Raw genomic sequence first — 24548 nt, forward strand, 5'->3', positions numbered from 1 at the left:
GGTGGTGCCGGGCTGATGAACGCACACGCCCGGTGCCGTCGCCGCGGGCGTGCACACGCCCGGGGAACGGCTGAACCGACCGGCCCTGTCCCGAGGCCGAGCCGTACTGGTACTCCAGGTACCGAACCGACTGTGCTCCTAACGGCTGCGTCACCAAACCGTCGAGAGCGAACACGAGTGGGTATCTCGCTCGTCTGAGCTTAACCGGTGGGTAACGAGCGCGCCAGCCCCCGTGTTTGTGAGGTACGTCCCCCGTGCGCGCCGGGCGCCCGTACGCTCGATGACATGGACGAGGAGTTGCGATCACTCACGGAGCGTGTGCGGAGCGAGTCGGGGGGCGCGGCGGGATACGAGCGGCTTGTCACGACGGAGTCCACGGACGAACTGGCGGCCCTGCTCATCGAGCCGGGACAGCCCTTGTGGGCGCGGGAGTTGGCCGCGTTCCGGTTGGGTGTCGTCGGGGACCGGCGGGCCTTCGAGGCCCTTGTCCTGTTGCTCAACCACCGGGATCCGCCGCGCTGCGCCTCCGCGGCATACGCACTGGCCCGTCTCCGGGACCCGCGCACCGCGCGTGCGGCGGCCGCTCTCGCGACCAACGAACTCCGCGTCGCCTACGCCCTGCATCCCGTACGCCTGCTCGCCGAGCTCCGCGCCCCCGAGTCCGTCCCGGCGCTGATCACCACACTCCGGCGCCGCCTGAGACCGCACGATCCCTACCGCCGGGTGGCGCTCGCGTGCGTGGAGGGACTGGGGGCTCTGGAGGACGCCCGCGCCAGGACCGTACTGAACGAGGCTTTGGCGCATCCGACGCTCGCGGAGGCGGCGGTGCGGGCACTGGCGCGCATCCCCAAGCAGCGGTAGCGCTGCGCTGCCGGGGCCGTGATGCGGCCGCGGGTCCGGTGAGGGCTTGTCGCTCGGTTTCCCGCGCCTCTCACAGGGCGCGTCCGTACCGGACCTCGGGCACCTCGACCCCGCCCGCCTCGAAGGGTTCCTCGGCCCCGTCCGGGTGGAAGCCGTGGTGTTCGTAGAAGCGGCGGGCCCGGGTGTTCTCCTTGAGGACCCACAGGAGCATGCGGCCGTGGCCGGCTGCCTCGCAGCGCTCGGCGGACTCCCTCAGCAGCGCGGTGCCCACGCCGGCGCCGAAGTGGCCCGGTCGTATGTAGATCGCGTACAACTCGGCTTCCCCGGTGCGCACTTCGCCGTCGCGGTAGGGGCCGTACGCCGCCCAGCCGACGATCTCCCCGGCGCGCTCGGCGATCAGGTTCACCACGGGGTTGCCGGCCTTCGAGAGCATCACCCGGCGCATCTCGGCGTCCTTCTCCACGTCCATCGCGTCGAGGTACGACCGGGGGACGAGCCCGGCGTACGCGGTCCGCCAGCCTCCTACGCGGATCTCGGCCACGGGACGGCAGTCGGACAGGGTCATCTCGCGAATGCGGAGGTCATGGGGGGCGTCGTTCATGGCGGCACCCTAGGCGGGGGTGGCCGTGGGAATCCCGCGGATTTCCGGCGGGACCCCAACGGCCCCCGGCTCAGCCGCGGAAGCCCAGCAGGCCGTGCAGCGTCGAGCCTCGGGACGAGGTCGACACGGCCTTCTTGCTCAGCGGCTTGGGGTCGGCGAGCTTCTTGCAGACGGCGTCGGTCTCGCCCTGGCCGCGCGGCACCCTGCCGTCGGTCAGATACGCCGTCAGGTGCTTGTCCAGGCAGGCGTTGCCGCTCAGCGAGATGCCGTGATTCCCGCCGCCCTCCTCGACGACCAGGCTGGAGCCGCGCAGGAGGTGATGGGTGACGACTGCACCCTCGTAGGGGGTCGCCGCGTCGTCCGTCGCCTGGAAGATGAGGACCGGCGGCAGCTCGGTGTTGGAGACGTCCACGGGGTCGAGGGACTTCGTGGGCCAGAACGCGCAGGGCGCGTTGTACCAGGCGTTGTTCCAGGTCATGAACGGCGCCTTCTCGTACACCGCCCAGTTGTCGTCGCGCCACTCCTCCCAGTCGCGGGTCCAGCGCGCGTCACGGCACTGCACCGAGGCGTAGACGCTGTAACCGTTGTCGCCGGCCGCGTCGACGGCGCCGAAGTTCTCGTACGCCTCGACCAGTGGATCGTCGTTCTTCTTCTCCACGAAGGCGGCGAACGCCTCGGCGAGATAGGGCCAGTAGCCGTTGTAGTAGCCGCCGGGCATGAACGTGTCCTCCAGTTCGGAGGCTCCCACCTTGCCGTCCGCGGGCTTGTCGGCCAGCGTCGCCCGCATCGCGTACCACTTGGCCTCGATCCTCTCCGGATCGGTGCCGAGCCCGTACGTCTTGTCGTGCTTGGCGATCCAGGCCATCAGCGCCCGGTGGCGGTCGTTGAACGCCTGGTCCTGCTGGAGGTTGCCGTCGTACCAGACCCCCGTGGGGTCGACCACGGAGTCCAGCACCGCACGCCGGACACGGTTCGGGAAGAGCTTGGCGTACACGGCGCCCAGGTAGGTGCCGTACGAGTACCCGAAGTAGTTGATCTTCTTGGCGCCGAGGGCCGCGCGGATGGCGTCCATGTCCTTGACCGCGCTGATCGTGTCGATGTACGGCAGCACGCCCGCGTACTTCTTGGCGCAGGCCTTGGCGAAGGCCTCGGCGCGCTTCAGGTTGGCCCGCTCGATCTTCGGGGTGCTCGGCAGGGAGTCGGGGCGCACCGACGAGAAGTGGCCCGGCCTGCAGTTCAGTGCCGGCTTGCTCTTGCCCACGCCGCGCGGGTCGAAGCCGATGACGTCGTACTGCGCCGCCACCTTCTTCGGCAGCGAGGACGCGACGAATCCGGCCAGGGTGAGGCCGCTGCCGCCGGGGCCGCCCGGGTTGACCAGCAGGGGGCCCTGGTACGTCTTCGCGGTGTGGGGGACGCGGGAGAGGGCGAGTGTGATCTTCTTGCCGTTCGGATCGCGGTGGTCCAGCGGCACTTTCAGGGAGGCGCACTGGAGCGTCCGATAGGTGCCGGTGGCGCACTTCTTCCAGGCGGGCTTCGCCACCGGTGCGGTGGCGGAAGCACCGCTCGCGCCGGCCGGGACCGCCGTGACCATTCCGGCCAACACGGCGGCGGCACCGCACAGAGCAGCTGCGCGTTTCTTCATCGTCAGGCCTCCCAGGACGGAGGATTTCGGGCCGTGCACGCCACGGCCTTCGTCGCGCATCGTCCCGGACCGCACCCTCCGGAGAACGCCATACACCGAGACTTGACCCGATCGGGGCGGGAGAAGCGCCCGGATGCTCCCCGAGGTGTCAGAGAAGGGTCAGCTGGGTCGGTGCCGTGTCCCCGGCCGTCCCCGGCACGGCCGGCTCGCGCACCGGTATCCGTCTCGGCAGCTCCGCGCGCCGGGGGCCCATGCCGTATTCCTGGGCCAGCTCGTGGACCTGACGGGTGATCTGCCGCTGATACCACTTCGGGGCGTAGGCGCCTTCCGCGTACAGCAGCTCGTAACGCCGTACGAGATGGGGGTGATGGCGTTCCAGCCAGGCCATGTACCACTCGCGTGCGCCGGGCCGCAGATGCAGCACCAGCGGGGTCACGGACGTGGCGCCGGAGGCCGCGACGGCCCGCACGGTCTCGCGCAGCCGGTCGGGGTGGTCGCTGAGGAAGGGGAGCACGGGGGCCATCAGCACCCCGCAGCCGATGCCGAGGCCGGTGAAGGCGCGCACGACGTCCAGCCGGCGCTCCGGTGCGGGCGTGCCCGGCTCGACCGTGCGCCACAGCTCCTGGTCGGTGAAACCGACGGAGACCGAGATGCCGACCTCGGTGACCTCCGCCGCCTGCCGGATCAGGTCCAGGTCGCGCAGGATCAGCGTGCCCTTGGTCAGGATCGAGAAGGGGTTAGCGTGGTCGCGCAGGGCCGCGATGATGCCCGGCATCAGGCCGTAACGGCCCTCCGCGCGCTGGTAGCAGTCCACGTTGGTGCCCATCGCGATGTGTTCGCCGTGCCAGCGCGGCGAGGCCAGCCGGCGGCGCAGCAGGTCGGGCGCGTTGATCTTCACGACGATCTGCGAGTCGAAGTCGAGGCCCGTGTCGAGGTCCAGATAGCTGTGGGTCTTGCGGGCGAAGCAGTAGACGCACGCGTGCGTGCAGCCCCGGTAGGGGTTCACCGTCCACTCGAACGGCATCCGGGAGGCCCCCGGCACCCGGTTCACGATCGTTCTCGCCCGGACCTCGTGAAAGGTCATGCCGCGGAACTCCGGAGTGTCGAAGGTACGGCTCGTCACCGTGTCCGCCCCGAACAGCGCGGCGTCCCGGGCCGTGGCGGGGTTCTCGGCCAGATGGTCCCAGCGCATGGACGCCTCCTCGGTTGCTCTCCCTCAGAATAGAACACATGTTCCCTTGATCGTGCGAACTGGTTTTCGAACACCATGTGGAGGTCTCGTCGGCGGCCTTTCGGGCAGGCCGCGGCGGGCCCTTGGGGCACCCCGATTTGGGCCCTCCGGGCGGGGGGTGGTTGGCTTTCCGCACATCCCCGAGTTACCAAGTGCTGGAGGAAGTGCAATGGCGCAGGTCGAGGCCACGACTGAACGAGTCGTCGCGGCGGACGCGGAGACTGTGTTCGACACCCTGGCCGACTACAGCGGCGCGCGCGGGAAGCTGATGCCGCAGCACTTCAGCGAGTACGAGGTGCGCGAGGGCGGCGACGGCGAGGGCACCCTCGTCCACTGGAAGCTCCAGGCCACCAGCAAGCGTGTGCGCGACTGCCTCCTGGAGGTCACGGAGCCCTCCGACGGCGAGCTCGTCGAGAAGGACCGCAACTCCTCCATGGTCACCGTCTGGCGGGTCACCCCGGCCGGCGAGGGCGGCTCCCGTGTCGTGGTCACCACCACCTGGCAGGGTGCCGGCGGCATCGGCGGCTTCTTCGAGAAGACCTTCGCCCCCAAGGGCCTCGGCCGGATCTACGACGCCCTGCTCGCCAACCTCGCCACCGAGGTGGAGAAGTAACGCCGGGGGCGACAAGGATGCCCGATCCAACCGGCGGTCGTCCGGGGGGCGTTGCCCCTCTCACCGGTTCGAGTGGATCTCCGTGACGCTCCCCGGAATGCCGTAACTCGCCGCACTTACCGACAGTTGCCGCTTAATGCGGGAATTGTGCGGTAAGTGCGACGAGGGAGCGGTACGCATGGGCGCGATCACACTGGTGAAGGACGAACCGGCCACCACACCCGCGACACCACCACCGGCGGACGGGCCTCCCCGGATCGGTCCGCACCGGGTCCGGTTGGTCTTCGCCGCCCTTCTGCTCGCCCTGCTCCTCGCCGCACTGGAGCAGATGGTCGTCGCCACCGCCCTCCCCGAGATCGTCGGCGAGCTGCACGGCGTGGACCGGATGTCCTGGGCGATCACGGCCTATCTGCTCACTGCCACCGTCACCCTTCCCGTCTACGGCAGACTGGGCGAACTCCGCGGCCGCAAGGGCGTCTTCCAGTTCGCGCTCGTGATCTTCGTGGCCGGCTCCGCGCTCGCCGGGTTCTCCCGGAGCATGGACCAGCTCATCGCGTTCCGCGCGCTCCAGGGCATCGGCGCGGGCGGCCTCCTGATCGGTGTGCAGGCGATCATCGCCGACATCGTGCCCACCCGGAACCGCGGCCGCTACCTGGGCCTCGTCGGCGCCGCGTTCGGCCTCGCCTCCCTGGCGGGCCCGCTCCTCGGCGGCTGGCTCACGGATCATCTCTCCTGGCGGTGGTGCTTCTACGTCAACGTGCCCTGCGGGCTCGTCACCCTGGCCGTCGTCACCTTCGCGCTGAGACTGCCGAAGTACACGACCAGGGGGCGCCTCGACGTCCTGGGCACGCTGCTGCTGGCCGTCGCCTCGACCTGCCTGGTGCTGCTGGCCGGATGGGGTGGCACCGCGTACGCCTGGGACTCGCGGCTTGTGCTCGGTCTCGCCGCCGGCGCGGTCGCGGCGACCGTCCTCCTTCTCGTCGTCGAGCGGTTCGCGGCCCAGCCCCTCGTTCCCCCGCGGCTGTTCAGGGACCCGGCGTTCGTCGTGACCGGCCTCGTCGGTATCGCCGTCGGTATCGCCCTCTTTGGCACCGCCAGTTACCTGCCGACCCAGCTGCGCATGGTCGGCGGGATCTCCGCCACCGAGTCGGGGCTGCTCATGGTGCCGATGATGGCCGGCATCGTCGGCGCGTCCGTCGTCTGCGGCCAACTCGTCGCCCACACCGGGCACTACCGGACGTACCCCGTCCTCGGCACCGCCCTGACCGCCCTCGGCGTGTGGCTGCTGTCCCGCATGGAGACGGACACGCCCCGGCTGCAGTTCGGCATCTGGACGGCCGTGCTCGGCGCGGGCATCGGCATGGTGATGCCGGTCCTGATCCTCGCCGTGCAGAACTCCGTACGCCCCGCCGACATCGGCGCCGCCACCGCCGCCGGCAACTACCTCCGCCAGATCGGCGGCAGCGTGGGCGTGGCCGCGTTCGGCGCGCTCCTCACGGCCCGGCTCGCCGACCGCCTTCCCGCGCGCGCGGGCGCCGTCCTCCCCGACCCGGGCTCCCTCACCCCGGACCTCGTCCACACCCTGCCCGCCCCGCTGCGCGACGCCTACGTCGAGGCCTACGCGCAGGCCATGCCGAGGATCTTCCTGTATCTCACGCCGGTACTCGTCCTCGGACTCCTCATCGCCTGCTTCCTCAAGGAGCGGACGCCGGTGTCCTTCGACGAGGTCCCCGCCGAGCCCGAGCCCGAGCCGGAGCGGCAGCCCGCGCCCTCCGTCCGGGGCCCGCAGTCGCTCCCCCACCCTTCCGGCGGGAGGACCCCCGTCTCGCATCGCTCGCCGTACGCCCCCGGCGTCCCCGTCCGCGGCACGGTCCAGCACCCCGACGGCACCGTCGTGCCCCGGGCCTCGCTCACCCTCATCGACGGCATCGGCCGGCAGACCGGGCGAGGCGGCAGCGGTGAGGACGGGCGGTACGCGCTGTCCACCCCCGGGCCGGGGGCGTATGTGCTGATCGCGGCAGCCGGCGGCCATCAGCCGCAGGCCGTGAGCGTCACCGTCGGGGAGCGTCCCGTCGAGGTCGACATCGTGCTCGGCGGCGCGGGACGCCTGGTGGGGGCCGTACGGACGGCGGACGGGCGGGCGGTGAGCGACGCGACCGTGACGCTCACCGACGTGCACGGCGAGGTCGTGGTGACCACCCGCAGCGGGGAGGGGGGCGAGTACGTCATCACCGAGCTGGTCGCAGGGGAGTACGTCCTCGCCGCGAGCGCCCATTCCCACCGCCCGGCCGCACTCCCCGTCACCGTCCGGGCCGCCCGCGAGACCCGCCAGGACGTCGAACTCGCCGGGGGCGCGGTCCTGCGGGGCACGGTCCGCGCCGGGGGCGGCCGGCCGGTGGAGGACGCGCGCGTGACGCTCCTCGACGCCGCCGGGAACGTCGTCGGCACGATCACCACCGGCATCGACGGAACGTTCCGGTTCGGCGACCTCGCCTCCGGCGAGTACACGGTCATCGCCACCGGATATCCCCCCGTCGCGACGGTGCTCCAGGTCGCCGGCGGTGGGAGGGCGGAGCGGGACCTGCAGCTGGGGTACGGGGACTGAAACCGGCGGCCACGGGAACGTGGGTCTGTGGTTCAGCCGGTGGTCGGCTTGTGGTCCGCCGGTGGTCAGCCACTGGTCATGCGGGGGCGTGCGAGTGATCGTGCGCCGCCCACGTGCCCTGCGTGTGCGCCGGAGGCTCCCACGGAGCAATTCGCGTATTGCCACACATCGCGACGCTACGCAGCCGTACGGTAGTGGTGGCGGCGCAGATCTTGCGAGCTGTGGGGAGAAAGGGCCTTGGCCATGGACCGTGGCACCGACACGGGCGCGACTACCGGCCACGGAGCCGGTGACGGCACGGCGGAGCACGCCGCGGTCGGCCGCATCCCCCTGGCCGTGGTCGTCGTCGACCGCGCCGGCCTCGTGTCGCATTGGAGCACCGGCGCACGCCGGCTCTTCGGCACCGACAAGGACGACGCGGTGGGCCACCCCGCCCTCGACCTGCTGCCCGTCTCCGGTGCCCTCCCGGACGAGGACGACACCCGGGCCCACGGGGCGTACGGCGCCTACGACGCACTCGGCCACGACCTGGAGACCTCCCTCGACGGACACCTGTCCTACCCTGCGGCCGGCCGAGCCCGGCTCACCGTGCCCGGCCGCGACCGGATAGACGTCCTGTGGTGGGCGTATCCCCTGGTCGGCCCCGGCCGGGAGCGTCTCCTCGTGCTGGCCGCCGACGCCGAGACACTGCGCCGGCGGGACGACGGCGCGTCCGTCGCCGTCGAACGCATCGCGCCCGGCTTCGCCCTGCACACCGACTTCCCCGGCGCGGAGGAACTCGCCCGCAGACTTCCCGAGATCCTGCCCAGCATGAGCGTCGGCGAGAGCGCACGCATCGTCGCCCAGGTCCTCGAACTGGGCTATCCGGTGCTGGAGTTCAGCCAGAACGACCGGGTGCCCGTCACCCCGGACTGGGGCGTGCCCCGGCGCGCGGAGCGCCGGGCGCGCCGTGAACGGGCCGCGCGCGCCGTCGCCGAGGGGCTGCCGGTCCCTCAGGACGTCCGGGACGAGGGCGAGGACCTCGAGTACGCGGCCGTGCGCGAGCGGCTGGAGTTCCTCAACGAGGTCAGCGGACGCATCGGCACCTCCCTCGACCTGTCCCGGACCATCGTCGAGGTGAGCAAGGCGGTCGTGCCCCGCTTCACCGACGTCGCCGGCACCTATCTGCGCGAGCAGGTCGTCGCCGGCGAGGGCTTCCCCGACGGTGTGCCGGACACGACCACCATGTGGCACCGGGTGGCCCTGGAGCACACGGACGAGCCGGGCCGCTGGGAGGACGTCGTACCGGTCGGCGAGGCCATGCCGTTCCCGGCGCACACCCCGTTCTTCCAGTGCATGACCACCGGCGAGCCCGTCCTCGTGCCGCGCATCAGCGAGCAGATGGGGCACGCGATCGCCGCGCAGTTCGAGAAGCGCGACATCCGGCCGCTGATCAGCAACCGCTCCATGCTGGTCGTGCCGCTGAAGGCCCGCAACGTGGTCCTCGGGTTCATGATCCTGCTGCGCCACCCGGAGCGCGAGGTCTTCGACGACATGGACCGCGTCACCGGCGCCGAACTCGCCGCCCGCGCGGGCCTCGTCCTCGACAACGCGCGCATGTACACCTACCAGGAGAACGTCGCCGAGACGCTCCAGGACAGCATGCTCCCGCAGATCGAGGCCCACATGGCGGGCTGCGACATCGCCACCCGCTACCTCCCGGGCACCCTGCTCGGGCGGGTCGGCGGCGACTGGTTCGACTCGGTGAAGCTGCCCGGCGCCCGCACCGCCCTGGTCGTCGGCGACGTCATGGGGCACGGCCTCAACTCCGCCGCGATGATGGGCCAGCTGCGCACCGCCGTCCAGACCATGGCCGCCCTCGACCTGCCGCCCGCACAGCTCCTGCGCAACCTCGACGACCTCGCCCAGCGCCTCGGCGAGCACTATCTGGCGACCTGCCTCTACGCCGTCTACGACCCCATCGCGAGCGAACTGCACCTCGCCAACGCCGGGCACATCCCGCCCGTACTGGTCCGCGCGGTGGACGGCCGCAGCGAACTGCTCGACCTGCCCACGGGCGCGCCCATCGGCGTCGGCGGGGTGCCGTTCGAGGCGGTACGCGTGCGCGTGGAGCCCGGCGACCGGCTCGTGATGTGCACCGACGGCCTGGTCGAGGTGCGCGGCGAGGACATCGGCGTGGGCCTCGCGACGCTCTGCGAGTCCGCCGCCCACCCGGCCGCCTCGATGGACGACGCCTGCGACACGATCATCCGCGCCCTCAACACGCGCGGCGGTCGCAAGGACGACGTGGCCCTGCTGATGGTCCGGCTGGGCGGCATCGAACCCGAGGACGTCGCCGAGTGGCGCCTCGCCCCCGACCCGAGCGAGGTCGCCCGCGCCCGCGCCGCCGTCCGCGAACAGCTGTACGTCTGGGGTCTCGACGCCCTCGCGGACACCACCGTGCTCCTGGTCGGCGAACTCGTCACCAACGCCGTACGGCACGCGCGCGGGCGCCGTATCGAACTCCGCCTCGTCCGCGGCGACACCCTGCAGTGCGAGGTCTCCGACGACGACCCCACCCTGCCGACCCTGCTCAGCGCGGCGCCCACGGACGAGTTCGGCCGCGGGCTTCGCGTCCTCACGACCCTGGCACGCGAGTGGGGGACCACCCGGACGGGGGCGGGCAAGACGGTGTGGTTCGAACTGACTCTGCCGCGACGGCGTTGAGGCGACGGGCGACCGAGGCGCTGCCCTGAGGCGGCTGTCGGCCGTGTGGCTGCCGACTGGGGCCGGGGGCGCGATCTCGATGAGGGGGAACATACGCGCACGGTGCTTGTCTGTGCATTCCGGGCGCGGTAGACCGATGTGGGCCGCCGGAGTGGCGGGCCGCGTCCTATTTCCGGGGGTTGGGCATGAGTGTGACGAGTGGGTACCGGGAGGCCTGGGAGGGGTTCTGGCGGGAGGCCCCCGACGGACCGGGAGAGGTCTTCTGGGACGCCGGGCCCGAATGGACCGCGGCCGTCCATGTCCCCCTGTTCGAGCCGTACCTGACGGCCCCCGCCCTGCCCCTCGTCGACCTCGGCTGCGGCAACGGCACCCAGACCCGCTACCTGGCCGACCGTTTCCCCACGGTGATCGGTGCCGACCTCTCCACCGCCGCCCTCGACCGGGCCCGCCGCGCCGACCCCCGAGGCCGGGCCACCTACCGCCTGCTCGACGCGGCCGACAAGACCGACGCCGAGAACCTCCACGCCGACCTCGGCGACGCCGACGTCTATGTACGCGGTGTACTCCACCAGTGCGAACCCGACGACCGCCAACGCCTCGTCGACACCATCGCCACGCTGGTGGGGGAGCGCGGCCGGGTCTGCCTCGTCGAGCTCTCCGAGGCCGCCAAGCCCGTCCTCATGGGCCTCGCCCAGAGCCCCACCGGTCCCCCTGCCAAACTCGCCCCGATCCTCCGCCACGGAATCGCCCCGGGCGAGGTCACCGACGCCGCGGTCCCGCGATATCTGCGCGCATCCGGCCTTACCCTCGTCGCCGACGGCGACCTCCCGCTGATCACCACTGAGCACACGGCCGACGGCACGCGGATCGAACTGCCGTCGAGGTGGTACGTGGCGGGGCGCACGGCGTAGGGCGGCTCCGGCGGGTCCGTGCGCCGTCCCGGCCGACGGCGGTGGCCGCGGCGGTGAGAGTTATCCACAGGTCTGACACGGATCGGCGTGAACGCGTACGGTTTCGAGTCATGAAGATCCTCATCAGCGCCGACATGGAGGGCGCCACCGGCGTCACCTGGCCGGCCGACGTGCTGCCGGGGACACCGCAGTGGGAGCGGTGTCGTGCGATGTTCACCTCGGATGTGAACGCCGCCGTGCTCGGCTTCTTCCACGGCGGGGCCGACGAGGTGCTGATCAACGAGGCGCACTGGACGATGCGCAATCTGCTGTTGGAGGAGCTGGACGAGCGCGCGCAGATGCTGACCGGGCGGCACAAGGCGCTGTCCATGGTGGAGGGCGTGCAGCACGGGGACGTGGACGGCATCGCGTTCGTCGGGTACCACGCGGGCGCGGGGATGGAGGGCGTACTCGCCCACACCTACCTCGCCAACTCGATCACCGGGGTGTGGGTGAACGACCAGCGGGCCAGCGAGGGGCTGCTCAACTCGCATGTCGTGGCCGAGTACGGGGTACCGGTGGTGCTGGTGACTGGCGACGACGTGGCTTGCGAGGACGCCCTGGGGTATGCGCCCGAGGCGCTCAAAGTGGCGGTCAAGGACCATGTGTCGCGGTACGCGGCGGTGTGCCGCACGCCGACGAGGACGGCCGCCGACATCCGTGCGGCGGCGAAGGAGGCAGCCGCGCTCGCGGTGCGGCACGAACCGGTCAGGGGCGGGCCGTTCACCGTGACGCTGGAGTTCGACGCCGAACACCTGGCGATGGCCGCGACCGTCGTGCCGGGTGTGGCCCGTACCGGTGAACGCAAGGTCGCGTACACCAGCGCGACCATGTACGAGGGAATCCGCACCTTCAAGGCGGTCACCACGATCGTCTCGGCCGCGGTGGAGGAGACATATGGCTGAGTCGGCGAAGCCCGGAAGGCTTGCGAAGCCCGGGAGGACTGCCGAGCGCGTGGCGGGCCAGGCACAGACCGGGGTCACGGAACAGCAGGCACTGGACGAGGTCGTCCGGTTCACCTCCGACCTCATCCGTCTCGACACCACCAACCGCGGCGGCGGAGACTGCCGGGAGCGGCCCGCCGCCGAGTACGCAGCCGCGCTGCTGGCCGAGATCGGTCTGGAGCCCACGCTCCTTGAGCGCACCGAGGGCCGTACGAACGTCGTGGCGCGGATCGAGGGCACCGACCCGTCGGCGGACGCGCTGCTCGTGCACGGCCATCTGGACGTGGTGCCCGCACAGGCGGCGGACTGGAGCGTGCACCCGTTCTCCGGGGAGGTCCGCGACGGCGTGGTGTGGGGCCGGGGCGCGGTCGACATGAAGAACATGGACGCGATGATCCTCGCGGTCGCCCGGCACTGGGCGCGCACGGGCGTACGGCCCCGCAGGGACGTCGTGATCGCGTTCACCGCCGACGAGGAGGCGAGCGCCGAGGACGGTTCCGGGTTCCTCGCCGACCAGCACCCCGGGCTCTTCGAGGGCTGCACCGAGGGCATCAGCGAGTCGGGGGCGTTCACCTTCCACGACGGCGCGGGCCGGCAGATCTACCCGATCGCGGCAGGGGAGCGCGGCACCGGCTGGCTGAAGCTCACCGCGCATGGCCGGGCCGGCCACGGCTCCAAGGTGAACCGGGCCAACGCGGTGACCCGCCTTGCGGCGGCGATCGCCCGGATCGGCGCGCACGAGTGGCCGCTCCGGCTCACCCCGACCGTTCGCGCGGCCCTCACCGAACTCGCCGCGCTGTACGGCGTCGAGGCCGACCTCGACGATCAGGGCGGCGTCGACCGGCTGCTCGACAAGCTCGGTCCGGCCGCAGCTCTGGTCGAGGCGACCGTGCGCAACAGCGCCAACCCGACCATGCTGGAAGCCGGTTACAAGATCAATGTCATCCCGGGGGAGGCCGTCGCCCGCGTGGACGGACGGTATCTGCCCGGAGGCGAGGACGAGTTCCGGGAAACCCTCGACCTGCTCACCGGGCCTGATGTGGAGTGGGAGTTCGAGCACCGGGAGGTGGCCCTCCAGGCGCCGGTGGACTCGGTGACGTACGCGCGGATGCGGGCGGCTGTGGAGGAGTTCGCGCCCGAGGGACACGTGGTGCCGTACTGCATGCCGGGCGGCACGGACGCCAAGCAGTTCTCGCGCCTCGGCATCACCGGCTACGGCTTCTCGCCGCTGAAGCTCCCCGAGGGCTTCGACTACGCGGCGCTCTTCCACGGGGTCGACGAGCGCGTCCCCGTCGAGGCGCTCCACTTCGGCGTCCGCGTTCTCGACCGCTTCCTGCGGACGGCCTGAGCGATGGCACACGGGGGACCAAGGGAAATGGGGGACAAGGTGCAGACCCTGGCGTACGGTTCGTGGCCCTCACCGATCGCGGCGGCGCTCGCCGCCGCGCACGACGGGCATCCCGAGTTCGTGGGCTTCGTCGGCGACGAGGTGTGGTGGACCGAGCCCCGGCCCACCGAGGGTGGCCGGCGCACCCTGGTGCGGCGCACGGCCGACGGCACGGAGGAGTCGGTGCTGTCGGCCCCGTGGGACGTACGCAGCCGGGTCATGGAGTACGGCGGGCAGCCCTGGGCCGGCGTCATGCGGGACACAGGCCCCCTCGTGGTCTTCGTGAACCACGCCGACCAGCGTCTCTACCGGTACGAACCGGGCGGTGACCCCGTCCCGCTCACCCCGGTGTCGCCCCTGGGCGGCGGCCTGCGCTGGGTGGACCCGCAGCCCCACCCGGAGCGGGACGAGGTGTGGTGCGTTCTGGAGGAGTTCACCGGGGACGGGCCCATCGACGTACGGCGGGTCGTCGCCGCGGTGCCGCTGGACGGCTCGGCGGCCGAGGACCGGGGCGCCGTACGCGAACTCACCGACGACAGCCGACGGTTCGTCACCGGCCCCCGCCTCTCGCCCGACGGCCGCCGCGCCGCGTGGCTGGCCTGGGACCATCCGCTCATGCCGTGGGACGGCACGTCACTGCTCGTCGCCGAGGTGACCGAGGACGGCCTGCTGGGCGAGGCCCGGACCGTCGCGGGCGGCCCGGAGGAGTCGGTCGCCCAGGTCGAGTGGGACGCCGACGGGACCCTCGTCCACTCCAGCGACACCACCGGCTACTGGAACCTCTACCGCCTCGACCCCGACGGCGGTGACCGTACGGCTCTCTGCGCCCGGGAGGAGGAGTTCGGCGGGCCGCTGTGGAAGGTCGGCCAGCGCTGGTTCGCGCTGCTGGACGACGGGCTCGCCGCCGTGGTGCACGGGCGGGGCGCCACCGCGCTCGGCATCCTCGACCTGGAGACGGGCCAGGTCGTCGACGTGGACGGACCGTGGACCGAGTTCGCCCCCTCCCTCGCCGTGCACGACGGCCGGGTCATCGGCATCGGGGCAAGCCCGCGCAGCGCGTACGAGGTGGTCGAGCTGGACGCGGCCACCGGCGACACCCGCGTGATCGGCGCCGCGCACGACGACCCGGTCGACCCCGCCTACTATCCCGAACCCCAGATCCGTTCCTTCCTCGGCCCCGCCGGCCGCGAGATCCACGCGCACATCTACCCGCCGCACCACCCCGGCTGCGTCGCCTTCAGCACCGAGCTGCCGCCGTACGTCGTCTGGGCGCACGGCGGGCCCACCAGCCGGGCGCCCCTGGTCCTCGACCTGGCGATCGCCTACTTCACCTCACGTGGCATCGGGGTCGCCGAGGTCAACTACGGGGGGTCCACCGGGTACGGGCGGGAGTACCGCAACCGGCTGCGCGAGCAGTGGGGTGTCGTGGACGTCGAGGACTGCGCGGCGGTGGCGCTCGCCCTCGCCGACGAGGGCACCGCCGACCGGACCAGGCTCGCCATCAGGGGCGGCAGCGCGGGTGGCTGGACCGCTGCCGTGTCCCTCACCACGACCGACGTCTACGCCTGCGGAACCATCCTGTATCCCGTCCTCGACCTCACGAACTGGGGGGCGGGGGCAACGCACGACTTCGAGTCCCAGTACCTGGAGAGCCTGGTGGGGCCGCCGGCACAGGAGCCGATGCGGTATGTGGAGCGTTCGCCCATCGAGCACGCCGACCGGATCACCGCGCCCTTCCTGCTGCTCCAGGGCCTCGACGACGTGATCTGCCCGCCCGCGCAGTGCGACCGTTTCCTGGCGAGGATGGAGGAGCGGCGGGTGCCGCACGCGTACATCGCCTTCGAGGGGGAGGGACACGGCTTCCGTCGGGCGGAGACGACGGTGCGCGTCCTGGAGGCGGAGCTGTCGCTGTACGCGCAGGTCTTCGGGTTGAATCCTCCGGGAATCCCTACTCTGGAGCTCACCAAGTGACACCACTGACCAGACCCGCCCGTCTCACCCCCGGTGCCCGTGTGGCCGTCGTCGCGCCCAGCGGTCCGGTGGTCGAGGAGCGGCTCGGTGCCGGGCTGGACATTCTGCGCGGCTGGGACCTCGACCCCGTCGTCGCACCGCACACACTCGACCGGCACCCGCAGTTCCCCTACCTCGCGGGCTCGGACGCCGACCGCGCCGCCGACTTCCAGGCCGCCTGGTGCAACCCGTCCGTGTCCGCCGTGCTGTGTGCCCGCGGCGGCTACGGCGTCCAGCGCATGGTCGACCTGCTCGACTGGGACGCCATTCGCGCGGCAGGCCCCAAGACACTCGTCGGGTTCAGCGACATCACCGCACTTCACGAGGCGTTCGCCACCCGCGCCGGACTGGTCACCCTGCACGGACCCATGGCGGCGGGCGTCGACTTCATCAAGAACACCCGGGCCCAGGACCATCTGCGCGCCACTCTGTTCGCCCCCGAGACGGTCCGCACGATCCGGGCCGCCGAGGGAAGCACCGCCCTGATACCCGGCCGTGCCCGGGGCGTCCTCCTCGGCGGCTGCCTCTGTCTGCTCGCCGCCGAACTCGGCAACCCCCACGCCCGCCCCTCCGCCCGGGGCGCCCTCCTCTGCCTGGAGGACGTCGGCGAGGAGACCTACCGCCTGGACCGCTACCTCACCCAGCTCCTCCGCGCGGGGTGGCTCGACGGCGTGGCCGGCATCGTCCTCGGTTCCTGGGCGGAATGCGATCCGTACGAGAAGGTGCGGGCGCTGCTCGTGGACCGGATCGGCGGGGTCGGGGTACCGGTGGTGGAGGAGTTCGGATTCGGACACGGGGACGGGGCGCTGACCATCCCGTTCGGGGTGATGGCGGAGCTGGACACCGAGGCGGGGACGCTCACGCTGGACGAGCCGGCGCTGACCTGACAACCCGCCTCCGGGGCAACGCGGGGCAATCTGGGCAAAGCGTGAAAACTGTCCATCAGGCGCGTCCCGGCGGCTCGCGTCATCCTGGAGGTATGAGCCCGAAGACAACGGAACGGGTCGGTACGCACAGGCGGAAGCGATGGGGTGATCTGCTGACGCCCGGCAGGGTCGTCGTGGGTGTACTCGCGGTGCTCGCGCTCGTCTTCATCTTCCAGAACACCCAGAACACCGAGATCCGGCTGCTGGTCTCCGAGGTCACCATGCCACTGTGGATGGCGCTGCTGGGGACGGCCCTGGTCGGGGCGTTGTGCGGGGCGTTCTTCATGAGGCGGCGCAGGTGACGTCTGCGGTGTGACGTCTGCGGTGTGGCGCGTGCGGTGTGACGTCTGCGCTGTGACGTCTGCGCTGTGGCGCGTGCGGTGTGGCTTCTGCGCCGTGACGCCCGCGCCGTGACGTTTGCGCCGTGACGCCTGCGCCGTGACGCCTGCGCCGACGTACCGTGGCGGGGTGTCCGGGAACGTTCGTCACCTCATCGCAGGCCCCCGCGTCGGGATACGTCACTTCGCGCCCGACGACGGATCCGAGTTCACCGCGCGGGTGCGGGAGAGCAGGGATCTGCACCATCCGTGGCTGTTCCCGCCGGCCACGCCCGCCGCGTACGCCGCGTACGCGGGGCGGCTCATCGAGGATCCGACGAAGGCCGGATTCCTGGTGTGTGAGCACGACGGCGGGGCGATCGCCGGGTTCGTCAACATCAACAACATCGTGGAGGGCGGCTTCCAGAGCGGCGCCCTCGGCTACGGGGCCTTCGCGCATGCGGCCGGGCGGGGGCTGATGGGCGAAGGGCTCGGGCTGGTCATCGAATACGCGTTTGATTTCATGGGGCTGCACCGGCTGGAGATCAATGTGCAGCCGCAGAACGCCGCCTCCATCGCGCTCGCCCAACGGTGCGGGTTCCGGCTGGAGGGGTTCTCGCCCGACTTCCTGTTCATCGACGGGGCGTGGCGGGACCACCAGCGGTGGGCGCTCACCGCGGAGATGAAACGCCGGGAGGGCTGGCGGTCCGGAGGCTCCTAGGCGGGTGGGCGCGGCGGCGTCATGGGCGGGAGTCCGGTGGAACGGGCCGTTCGCGCCCCGGCTGCCCTCCCGTCGCGCAGGATGGGATCCATGCGGAACATCGTCGTCGTGGATGCCCCCTCGAACCTCGGCCTGCGGCCGCCCGCCCCGGGGACCGTGCCCGGTTGTCACAAGCTTGCCGGCGCGCTGCGGGAGCAGGGCATCGTGCGGCGGCTCGGTGCGCTGGAGGGTGGGGTCGTGGTGCCGCCGCGCTACGACCGAGGGGACTGGCAGGAGGGCGACGGCGTCTTCAACGCCGCCGCGATCGCCTCGTACACGCGCAGGCTCGCCGATCGGATCGAGCGGCATGTCAGGGCCGGTGAGTTGCCCGTCGTCCTCGGCGGGGACTGTTCGATCCAGCTCGGTGCGTCGCTGGCGCTGCGGCGGATCGGGCGGTACGGGCTGGTCGCGATCGACGCGTCCGCCGACTTCCGTCATCCGGGGAACTCCGACCGGGTCGGGGCGGCCGGCGGCGAGGAACTGGCGCTCGCCACCGGGCGCGGTCAGGCGGACCTGACGGATCTTGAAGAACTGGGTCCCTATCTGCGCGACGAGGACGTACGGCTCTTCGGTATCCGGGACGAGTTCGAGGACGACCGCAGCGAGCTGGCGGCGCTGAAGATCCCGGTCGTGACGGTCGGCGACCTGCGCACCTGGGGTGCGGACGATCTCGCCCGGGCCACCGCGCAGAGCTTCGAGACGCCCGAACCGGAAGGCTTCTGGGTGCATCTGGACGCCGACGTCCTCGACCCGTCCGTCATGCCCGCCGTCGACAGCCCCGACCCCGACGGGCTCCTCCCCGACGAACTGACCACACTGCTGGGCCCGTTGGTCCGCTCACCGCACTGCGTCGGTCTCAACATCACCATCTACGACCCCGATCTGGACCCCGAGGGCACGGCGGGCGCACTGCTCACGGACATCGTCGTGAACGCCTTCGCCGACGCGACCGCGACGGGGTGATCGGCCGCCGCCGGGCCGCGCCACCGGTCCCGTGTCCCGGGGATCATCCCGCCGATCTGCGGTCCGCGTACTCGTAGACCGAGCCGTCGGGATGGACCGCGATGAGGTTGCGGCCGACGGGGGTGGGGATCGGGCCGGCCAGGACGTGGGCACCGGAGGCGGTGAGGATCTGGTTGGCCTCGTCGACGTCCTCGACCGCGATGGTGGCGGTGACCTTCCGCAGGACCTCCAGCTCCGACTCCGGGCCGCTCATCAGCAGGAAGCAGCCGACGGCGGCGACTTGGACGCCACCGCGTTCGAAGCGCATCGCCGGTCCGCCCGAGAGTCTCTCGTAGAACGGGACCGCTGCTTCCAGGTCGTCGACGCAGATGCGGAGCGTGGTACCGAGAATCTCCATGTGCACGAGCCTAGTTGGGGTTGAAGGGGGACGGTGATCGGTTCGGGCGGTTCGCGCGCACTGCAGTGGAACGCAGTGGAGAGGAGAGGAGAGGAGCGATGGGGATCGGATCGCCGAGTGGGACAGTTCCCACCCCGTCCCCGTCCCCGCCCCCGTCGCCGTCTCGCGCCGTGTTACGCGGCTACGGGCCCGGGTACTCGGGTGCGATGGACCGCTTGGATCATCTGGAACATCTGGACAGGCATCTGGTCGACGAGTTGGCGCAGGTGGCCCGTGAGACCATCCGCGAGGAGCTGCGGCAGCAGACCCGCAAGCAGCGGCGCAAGGCGGCGCTGTACGCCGCGTCCGGGGCGCTCGCCCTGTACGCGGGTGCCGCCCTGGCGCTGGCTCTGGGGCTGGCGCTCTCCCTGGTACTGCCCGACTGGGCCGCCGCGCTGATCACGGCCGTGGTGCTCGGCGCGGGGGCATATGTGCTGAGGGGCGCGGCGCGGCCTTCGGCGTCCGGACCGAACGCCGAGCGCGGGGCAGAGCCCGCGACGGTCGGCGACCGGGTCGTCGGCGGTACGGCGCCGGGGACGCCCCCGGGCGGGATGGGGCCGGCCGGATATCCGCCGGCGCCGCCCGTCGCACCCGGTGTCGGGAAAGGGACCATGGCCGCGGGCGGACCGGCGACGGCGGGTGCCGAATCCGAGGAACAGCGCCACCGGGGCCGGTGAGAGGCGGGCGCACGGAGCGGGGCCGGGACGGCATGAGCGTCCCGGCCCCGCTCCATGTGGCATGCGCTCGGCCCGGACGACGGGGAACCCGGACGATGGGGAGAGGGAACACCGTCTGTGCCGAGAATTCCGGGGCGGGACACGTCAGCGGGAGCCCTGCCGGAGTTGCGGCAGCACCTTCGTGCGGTAGAAGTCGAAGAAGCCGCGCTGGTCGGGGCCGATCTGGCTGACGTAGACACGGTCGAAGCCGGCGTCGGCGAAGGCACTCAGTTCGGCGACGTGTTCGTCGACGTCGTCGCCGCAGACCGTGTTCTCGCCGACCATCTGCTCGGTGACCAGCGGCTCCAGCTGCTCGAAGTGGCTGGGCGTGGGCAGGATCTGGGCCATTTCGCCGGGCAGGAGCTGGCTCGACCAGAGCCGGCGGACGAGTCGGACGGCCGCGTCGCGTTCGGGGCCCCAGCACACCTTCGTACCGCCGCTGACGGGGTTCGCGCCCCCGCCGCCCTTGCGGTACTGGGTGACCAGCTCTTCGTCGGGGCCCATGGTGATGAAGCCGTCGCCGACGCGGGCGGCGAGCCCGGTGGCCTTGGGGCCGAAGCCGGAGATGTCGATGGGGACGGGCGCGTCGGGAACCGTGTAGAGGCGGGCGTTCTCCACCGTGAAGTGGGGGCCGCGATGGGTGACTTCCTCACCGGTGAACAGGCGCCGCATCACCTGGACCGACTCCTCCAGCATCTCCAGACGGACGTCCGCCGGCGGCCAACGATTTCCGACGACATGCTCGTTGAGTGCCTCGCCCGAGCCGATGCCGAGACGGAAGCGGCCGCCGGTCATCACCGAGCTGGTCGCCGCCGCCTGTGCGACGACCGCCGGATGGATCCGCACGGTCGGGCAGGTCACCGCCGTCTCGATGGGCAGCGACACGGCCTCGGAGAGTGCGCCGATCACCGACCACACGAACGGGCTCTGGCCCTGGGCGTCGTTCCACGGGTGGAAGTGGTCCGAGATCCACAGACAGTCGAATCCGGCCTGCTCGGCCATCCTCGCCTGCTCGATCAGCTCCGTCGGACCGAACTCCTCGGTCGCCAGGAAGTATCCGTACTCGGGCATGGGGCGTACCTCCGCGGCAGGTGCGATCGGGGCCGGATCGGGTCGCGGTCCCGGGTACCCGGAGGTCACAGGGGAAACCCACGGACGGTCGGGGCCCAGGCGGTTTGGGTGCCCGGGCCAGGGGGACGCGGAAGGCTCGAACGTCACAGGACCCGTACGCCTGAGAACGCTCAGAACCCATACGCCTGAGGACGCCGAGGACTCCGTATGCGTGACCCCGCCGGAGGCGAACCGTGAGTCGACCCCGCATCGTGATCGTCGGTGCCGGCTCTGCCGGCTACCGGACGGCCCGCACCCTTGCGCGGTTGACCCGGGGCAAGGCCGACATCACCCTGCTCAACCCGACCGACTACTTTCTGTATCTGCCCCTGCTGCCCCTGCTGCCCCTGCTGCCCCTGCTGCCCCTGCTGCCCCAGGTCGCCGTCGGCATCCTGGAGCCACGCCGGGTGACCGTCTCCCTGACCGGCACCCTGCGCCATGTACGCCTGGTGCTCGGGGAGGCCGACGACATCGACCTCGACGTACGGACCGTGCGTCACGCGGACCCCGAGGGCGGTGTCGACACGCTGACCTACGACAGGCTGCGCGAGCGAGCCGTACCCGAGCACGCGGGGAGATCGGACGGGCCGGGAGCAGCACGTGGCCAGGACGCCCCTAACAGGCAGGACCCCCCGAACGAGCAGGACGCTCTGCACAAGCGGAGTGCCCCGGACAGGCCGGGCCCGACGGCGGTGCCAGGGACTCACGGGCAACCGCACGTCTCACCGTCGCCCGCAGCATCCGACACCTCCGCGCCCGGCACCGAGAGGCACACTCCCGCCGTGCCCGGCCCCGGTACCGGGAAGCGCGCCTCCGAGAAGCCCGGCCCCGCAGCGGTGCCGGGTGCGCCCGATAGTCCGCAGCCACCGCTGCCCTCGCCGTCACCGCGGCCCAAGCCGCAGGCGCCGCCCCGGCGCCCGGCGCCCCAAGACCCGTCAAAGCCCGCCAGGGGTTCGGAAGGAGAGTCATGAACAGCCGTCAACTCACCGAGCTGGCCCAACAGTTGAGGGTGGACAGTGTGCGCGCGTCCGGGGCCGCCGGCTCCGGGCATCCGACGTCGTCCATGTCGGCCGCCGAGCTGATGGCGGTGCTGCTCGCGAAGCATCTGCGGTACGACTTCGACCGCCCCCAGCACCCCGCCAACGACCGCTTCGTGCTGTCCAAGGGGCACGCCTCGCCCCTGCTGTACTCCGCGTACAAGGCGGCGGGCGCGATCAGCGAGACGGAGCTGATGACGTTCCGGAAGCTGGGCAGCCGGCTCGAAGGGCACCCCACGCCACGGCGGCTGCCGTGGGTCGAGACGGCCACCGGTTCGCTCGGCCAGGGGCTGCCCGTCGGCGTCGGTATCGCGCTGGCCGGGAAGCGGCTGGACCGTACCGGCTACCGGGTGTGGGTGCTGTGCGGCGACAGCGAACTCGCCGAGGGCTCGGTGTGGGAGGCCGCCGAGCACGCCTCGTACGAGCATCTGGACAATTTGACGGCGATCGTGGACGTCAACCGGCTCGGGCAGCGCGGGCCCACCCGGCACGGACACGACCTGGATGCCTATGCCCGCCGCTTCGCGGCCTTCGGCTGGCACACGATCGAGGTCGACGGGCACGACGTGGACGCCGTGGACCGCGCGTACGGCGAGGCCGAGTCCACCAAGGGACAGCCCACCGTGATCCTCGCCCGCACCCTCAAGGGCAAGGGCGTCGAGTCCGTCCAGGACCGCGAGGGCCTGCACGGCAAGCCGCTCAAGGACGCCGACGAGGCGATCGCGGAACTCGGCGGCGTACGCGACCTCCGCGTCGAGGTCCGGCAGCCGCCCGCCGCCCGGATGCTGCACGCCGTACGCACCGGCCATCTGGAGCTGCCGCGCTTCGAGGTCGGCGACGAGGTCGCGACCCGCGACGCGTACGGGCAGGCGCTCGCAGCGCTGGGCACCGCACGTGGTGACGTCGTCGCGCTGGACGGCGAGGTCGGCGACTCCACGCGCTCCGAGTTCTTCGCCAAGGAGCACCCCGACCGCTACTTCGAGTGCTACATCGCCGAACAGCAGCTGGTGGCCGCCTCGGTGGGCCTCGCGGCACGCGGCTGGGTGCCGTACGCCGCCACGTTCGCGGCGTTCCTCACCCGCGCCCACGACTTCATCCGCATGGCGTCGATCAGCGGGTCCGGCGTCAACCTGGTCGGCTCCCACGCGGGCGTCGCCATCGGCCAGGACGGGCCCTCGCAGATGGGCCTGGAGGACCTGGCGATGATGCGCTCGGTGCACGGCTCGACCGTGCTGTACCCCTGCGACGCCAACCAGACCGCCAAGCTCGTCGGCACCATGGCCGGCCTCGAAGGCGTCCGCTATCTGCGCACGTCCAGGGGCGACACGCCCGTGCTGTACAGCCCCACCGAGGAGTTCCCGGTCGGCGGCAGCAAGGTGCTGCGAGCCTCGGACACCGACCGGCTGACCGTCGTCGCGGCCGGGGTCACCGTCCACGAGGCCCTCAAGGCCGCCGAGGCGCTGGACGGCGAGGGCATCCAGGTCCGGGTGATCGACCTCTACTCGGTCAAGCCCGTCGACCGCCGCACCCTGCGCGAGTCCGCCGAACGCACCGGCTGCATCCTCACCGTCGAGGACCACCACGAGGAGGGCGGTCTCGGCGACGCGGTCCTCGACGCCTTCCTCGACGGCCGCCCGGTGCCCCGCCTGGTGCGCCTCGCGGTCCGTACGATGCCGGGTTCGGCCTCCCCCGAGGAGCAGCTGCGCGAGGCGGGCATCGACGCGGAGGCGATCGCCGTGGCCGGACGGCTGCTGGTGGAGCACGCGATCACGCCTTGAACGGCTCACGAACGGACGCGCCCTGAACGGCTCACGAACGGACGCGCCCTGAACGGCTCACACACGGAAGGGAGCCGGACGTGTGGGACGGCCGGTCGCTGTGGGTCGGCCGCCGCACCGCCGAGATCCACCGCCCCGACAAGGTGCTGTTCCCCGCGGACGGAAGCGGCGTCGGCAAGGAGTACACCAACGGCGACCTCGTCGCCTACTACCGTGCCGTCGCCCCCTACTCGGTGCTCGCCCGCGCAGGTGTGCCCGTGGCCACGCCTCTCACCTGGGAACAGCTCGACGACCCGGCTGACGCCCGCAGCCGGACCCTGACGGACGCTGTCGAACAGGCTCGCGCCAACCCCTGGACGGGGTCGATGAGCAGGGGCCGGGCGCTGGGATCGGCACGGCGGCGGCTCACGGCGCCGCGCGGCTGAGACCGGCGGGGCGGATGGGCACACCACCCGGAGATGTTTGGCCAACGGACGTGTGGCCACTCGGTGTTCGAGGTGGTCATGTCGAACACATCCAACACGTCAAAGGCACAAGGTTCACGCGAGTCCCAAGAAGCGGACGAACCGGACGAAGCGCAGAAATCGGCGGAGGACCGGCCCAGCCCCATGCAGGTGCTGCGTCATGCGCGGAGCCAGCTCGCGGAGCTGACCGGCATGGCGCCCGAGTCCGTGTCGTCGTTCGAACAGACCGGGGACGGCTGGACGTTGGAGGTCGAGGTCCTGGAGATCGCCAGGGTTCCCGACACGATGAGCCTGCTCGCGAGCTATCGCGTGGAGCTCGACCCCCGGGGCGAGCTAACCGGCTACCGGCGCGTCCGCCGCTACGAGCGCGGCAGGGCCGATCCGCATCGCCGTTAGGCCGTCGTCCGGCTCCAGCATCCACAGACAAGTTGCACAGACACGTTGAACAGACACGTTGAACAGACAAGATTCACAGACAAGGAGGACCGGCC

Annotated in this window: 20 protein-coding genes and 2 pseudogenes; 17 read left to right on the top strand and 5 right to left on the bottom strand. The window is 71.6% G+C overall.

Going from position 1 to position 24548, the window contains the following annotated elements; all coding sequences use genetic code 11:
- Positions 1–285: 285 nt before the first annotated feature.
- Positions 286–861, top strand: a complete 576-nt coding sequence (locus OG858_RS37200) for an adenylosuccinate lyase (protein ID WP_086747497.1) — start codon at positions 286–288, stop codon at positions 859–861.
- A 70-nt stretch (positions 862–931) separates the two neighbouring features.
- Here the strand turns inward: OG858_RS37200 and OG858_RS37205 are convergent, their stop codons facing one another.
- From OG858_RS37205 to OG858_RS37215, 3 genes are all read right to left on the bottom strand, one after another.
- Positions 932–1462 carry a GNAT family N-acetyltransferase gene (locus OG858_RS37205; RefSeq protein WP_086747498.1) on the bottom strand — a complete coding sequence of 177 codons (531 nt, stop codon included), beginning with the start codon at positions 1460–1462 and terminating at the stop codon, positions 932–934.
- Positions 1463–1532: 70 nt separating this feature from the next.
- Complete coding sequence (locus OG858_RS37210) at positions 1533–3104, bottom strand: alpha/beta hydrolase (protein ID WP_319064156.1); 1572 nt, start codon at positions 3102–3104, stop codon at positions 1533–1535.
- A gap of 148 nt (positions 3105–3252) precedes the next feature.
- The gene (locus OG858_RS37215) at positions 3253–4296 is read right to left on the bottom strand and encodes an Rv2578c family radical SAM protein (protein ID WP_319064155.1); all 1044 of its coding nucleotides are present in this window, start codon (positions 4294–4296) and stop codon (positions 3253–3255) included.
- 208 nt (positions 4297–4504) lie between these two features.
- On the opposite strand from OG858_RS37215, the gene OG858_RS37220 reads away from it, so the two are divergent.
- From OG858_RS37220 to OG858_RS37270, 11 genes are all read left to right on the top strand, one after another.
- Positions 4505–4948 carry an SRPBCC family protein gene (locus OG858_RS37220; RefSeq protein WP_037703966.1) on the top strand — a complete coding sequence of 148 codons (444 nt, stop codon included), beginning with the start codon at positions 4505–4507 and terminating at the stop codon, positions 4946–4948.
- Between the two features lie 178 nt (positions 4949–5126).
- Positions 5127–7553 (top strand): MFS transporter, encoded by a 2427-nt coding sequence (locus OG858_RS37225; RefSeq protein ID WP_319261364.1) that lies wholly within the window; start codon positions 5127–5129, stop codon positions 7551–7553.
- A gap of 243 nt (positions 7554–7796) precedes the next feature.
- The gene (locus OG858_RS37230) at positions 7797–10259 is read left to right on the top strand and encodes an ATP-binding SpoIIE family protein phosphatase (RefSeq protein ID WP_319064153.1); all 2463 of its coding nucleotides are present in this window, start codon (positions 7797–7799) and stop codon (positions 10257–10259) included.
- A 185-nt stretch (positions 10260–10444) separates the two neighbouring features.
- Entirely contained in the window at positions 10445–11170 is a 726-nt protein-coding gene (locus OG858_RS37235; protein ID WP_319064152.1) for a class I SAM-dependent methyltransferase, read from the top strand.
- A 110-nt stretch (positions 11171–11280) separates the two neighbouring features.
- Positions 11281–12114: a M55 family metallopeptidase gene (locus tag OG858_RS37240; RefSeq protein ID WP_319064151.1), complete on the top strand. Its 834-nt coding sequence runs from the start codon at positions 11281–11283 to the stop codon at positions 12112–12114.
- Positions 12107–13501, top strand: a complete 1395-nt coding sequence (locus OG858_RS37245; RefSeq protein ID WP_408059452.1) for a M20/M25/M40 family metallo-hydrolase — start codon at positions 12107–12109, stop codon at positions 13499–13501. Before OG858_RS37240 ends, OG858_RS37245 begins: the two co-directional genes overlap by 8 nt.
- A gap of 27 nt (positions 13502–13528) precedes the next feature.
- Positions 13529–15511 carry a S9 family peptidase gene (locus OG858_RS37250; RefSeq protein ID WP_319261355.1) on the top strand — a complete coding sequence of 661 codons (1983 nt, stop codon included), beginning with the start codon at positions 13529–13531 and terminating at the stop codon, positions 15509–15511.
- Entirely contained in the window at positions 15508–16437 is a 930-nt protein-coding gene (locus tag OG858_RS37255) for a S66 peptidase family protein (RefSeq protein WP_319261352.1), read from the top strand. The genes OG858_RS37250 and OG858_RS37255 overlap by 4 nt, the downstream gene beginning before the upstream one ends.
- 92 nt (positions 16438–16529) lie before the next feature.
- Positions 16530–16778 (top strand): LapA family protein, encoded by a 249-nt coding sequence (locus OG858_RS37260; RefSeq protein ID WP_319064147.1) that lies wholly within the window; start codon positions 16530–16532, stop codon positions 16776–16778.
- A 166-nt stretch (positions 16779–16944) separates the two neighbouring features.
- A complete protein-coding gene (locus tag OG858_RS37265) occupies positions 16945–17514 on the top strand; it encodes a GNAT family N-acetyltransferase (RefSeq protein ID WP_328544017.1) in 570 nt (189 codons plus the stop codon).
- Positions 17515–17604: 90 nt separating this feature from the next.
- Complete coding sequence (locus OG858_RS37270; RefSeq protein ID WP_319064145.1) at positions 17605–18516, top strand: arginase family protein; 912 nt, start codon at positions 17605–17607, stop codon at positions 18514–18516.
- A gap of 43 nt (positions 18517–18559) precedes the next feature.
- Here OG858_RS37270 and OG858_RS37275 read toward each other — a convergent pair whose 3' ends face one another.
- Positions 18560–18913, bottom strand: a complete 354-nt coding sequence (locus tag OG858_RS37275) for a VOC family protein (RefSeq protein ID WP_319064144.1) — start codon at positions 18911–18913, stop codon at positions 18560–18562.
- A gap of 206 nt (positions 18914–19119) precedes the next feature.
- On the opposite strand from OG858_RS37275, the gene OG858_RS37280 reads away from it, so the two are divergent.
- Positions 19120–19629, top strand: coding sequence for a phage holin family protein (locus tag OG858_RS37280; protein ID WP_319064143.1), 510 nt, complete (start codon positions 19120–19122; stop codon positions 19627–19629).
- A gap of 144 nt (positions 19630–19773) precedes the next feature.
- On the opposite strand, the gene OG858_RS37285 is transcribed toward OG858_RS37280, so the two are convergent.
- The gene (locus OG858_RS37285; protein ID WP_319261340.1) at positions 19774–20739 is read right to left on the bottom strand and encodes an LLM class F420-dependent oxidoreductase; all 966 of its coding nucleotides are present in this window, start codon (positions 20737–20739) and stop codon (positions 19774–19776) included.
- 233 nt (positions 20740–20972) lie between these two features.
- On the opposite strand from OG858_RS37285, the pseudogene OG858_RS37290 reads away from it, so the two are divergent.
- The 4 genes and pseudogenes from OG858_RS37290 to OG858_RS37305 form a co-directional block, all read left to right on the top strand.
- A pseudogene (locus OG858_RS37290) lies at positions 20973–21323 on the top strand (FAD-dependent oxidoreductase); the annotation flags it as partial.
- Between the two features lie 422 nt (positions 21324–21745).
- Positions 21746–23593 carry a transketolase gene (locus OG858_RS37295; RefSeq protein ID WP_319316709.1) on the top strand — a complete coding sequence of 616 codons (1848 nt, stop codon included), beginning with the start codon at positions 21746–21748 and terminating at the stop codon, positions 23591–23593.
- Between the two features lie 215 nt (positions 23594–23808).
- Positions 23809–24018 (top strand): annotated as a pseudogene (gene ligD, locus OG858_RS37300) (non-homologous end-joining DNA ligase LigD); the annotation flags it as partial.
- 78 nt (positions 24019–24096) lie between these two features.
- Positions 24097–24453 (top strand): gas vesicle protein GvpO, encoded by a 357-nt coding sequence (locus tag OG858_RS37305; protein ID WP_319261334.1) that lies wholly within the window; start codon positions 24097–24099, stop codon positions 24451–24453.
- Positions 24454–24548 lie beyond the last annotated feature (95 nt).

Origin of the sequence: Streptomyces europaeiscabiei (assembly GCF_036346855.1) — a bacterium.
GTDB lineage: Bacteria > Actinomycetota > Actinomycetes > Streptomycetales > Streptomycetaceae > Streptomyces > Streptomyces europaeiscabiei.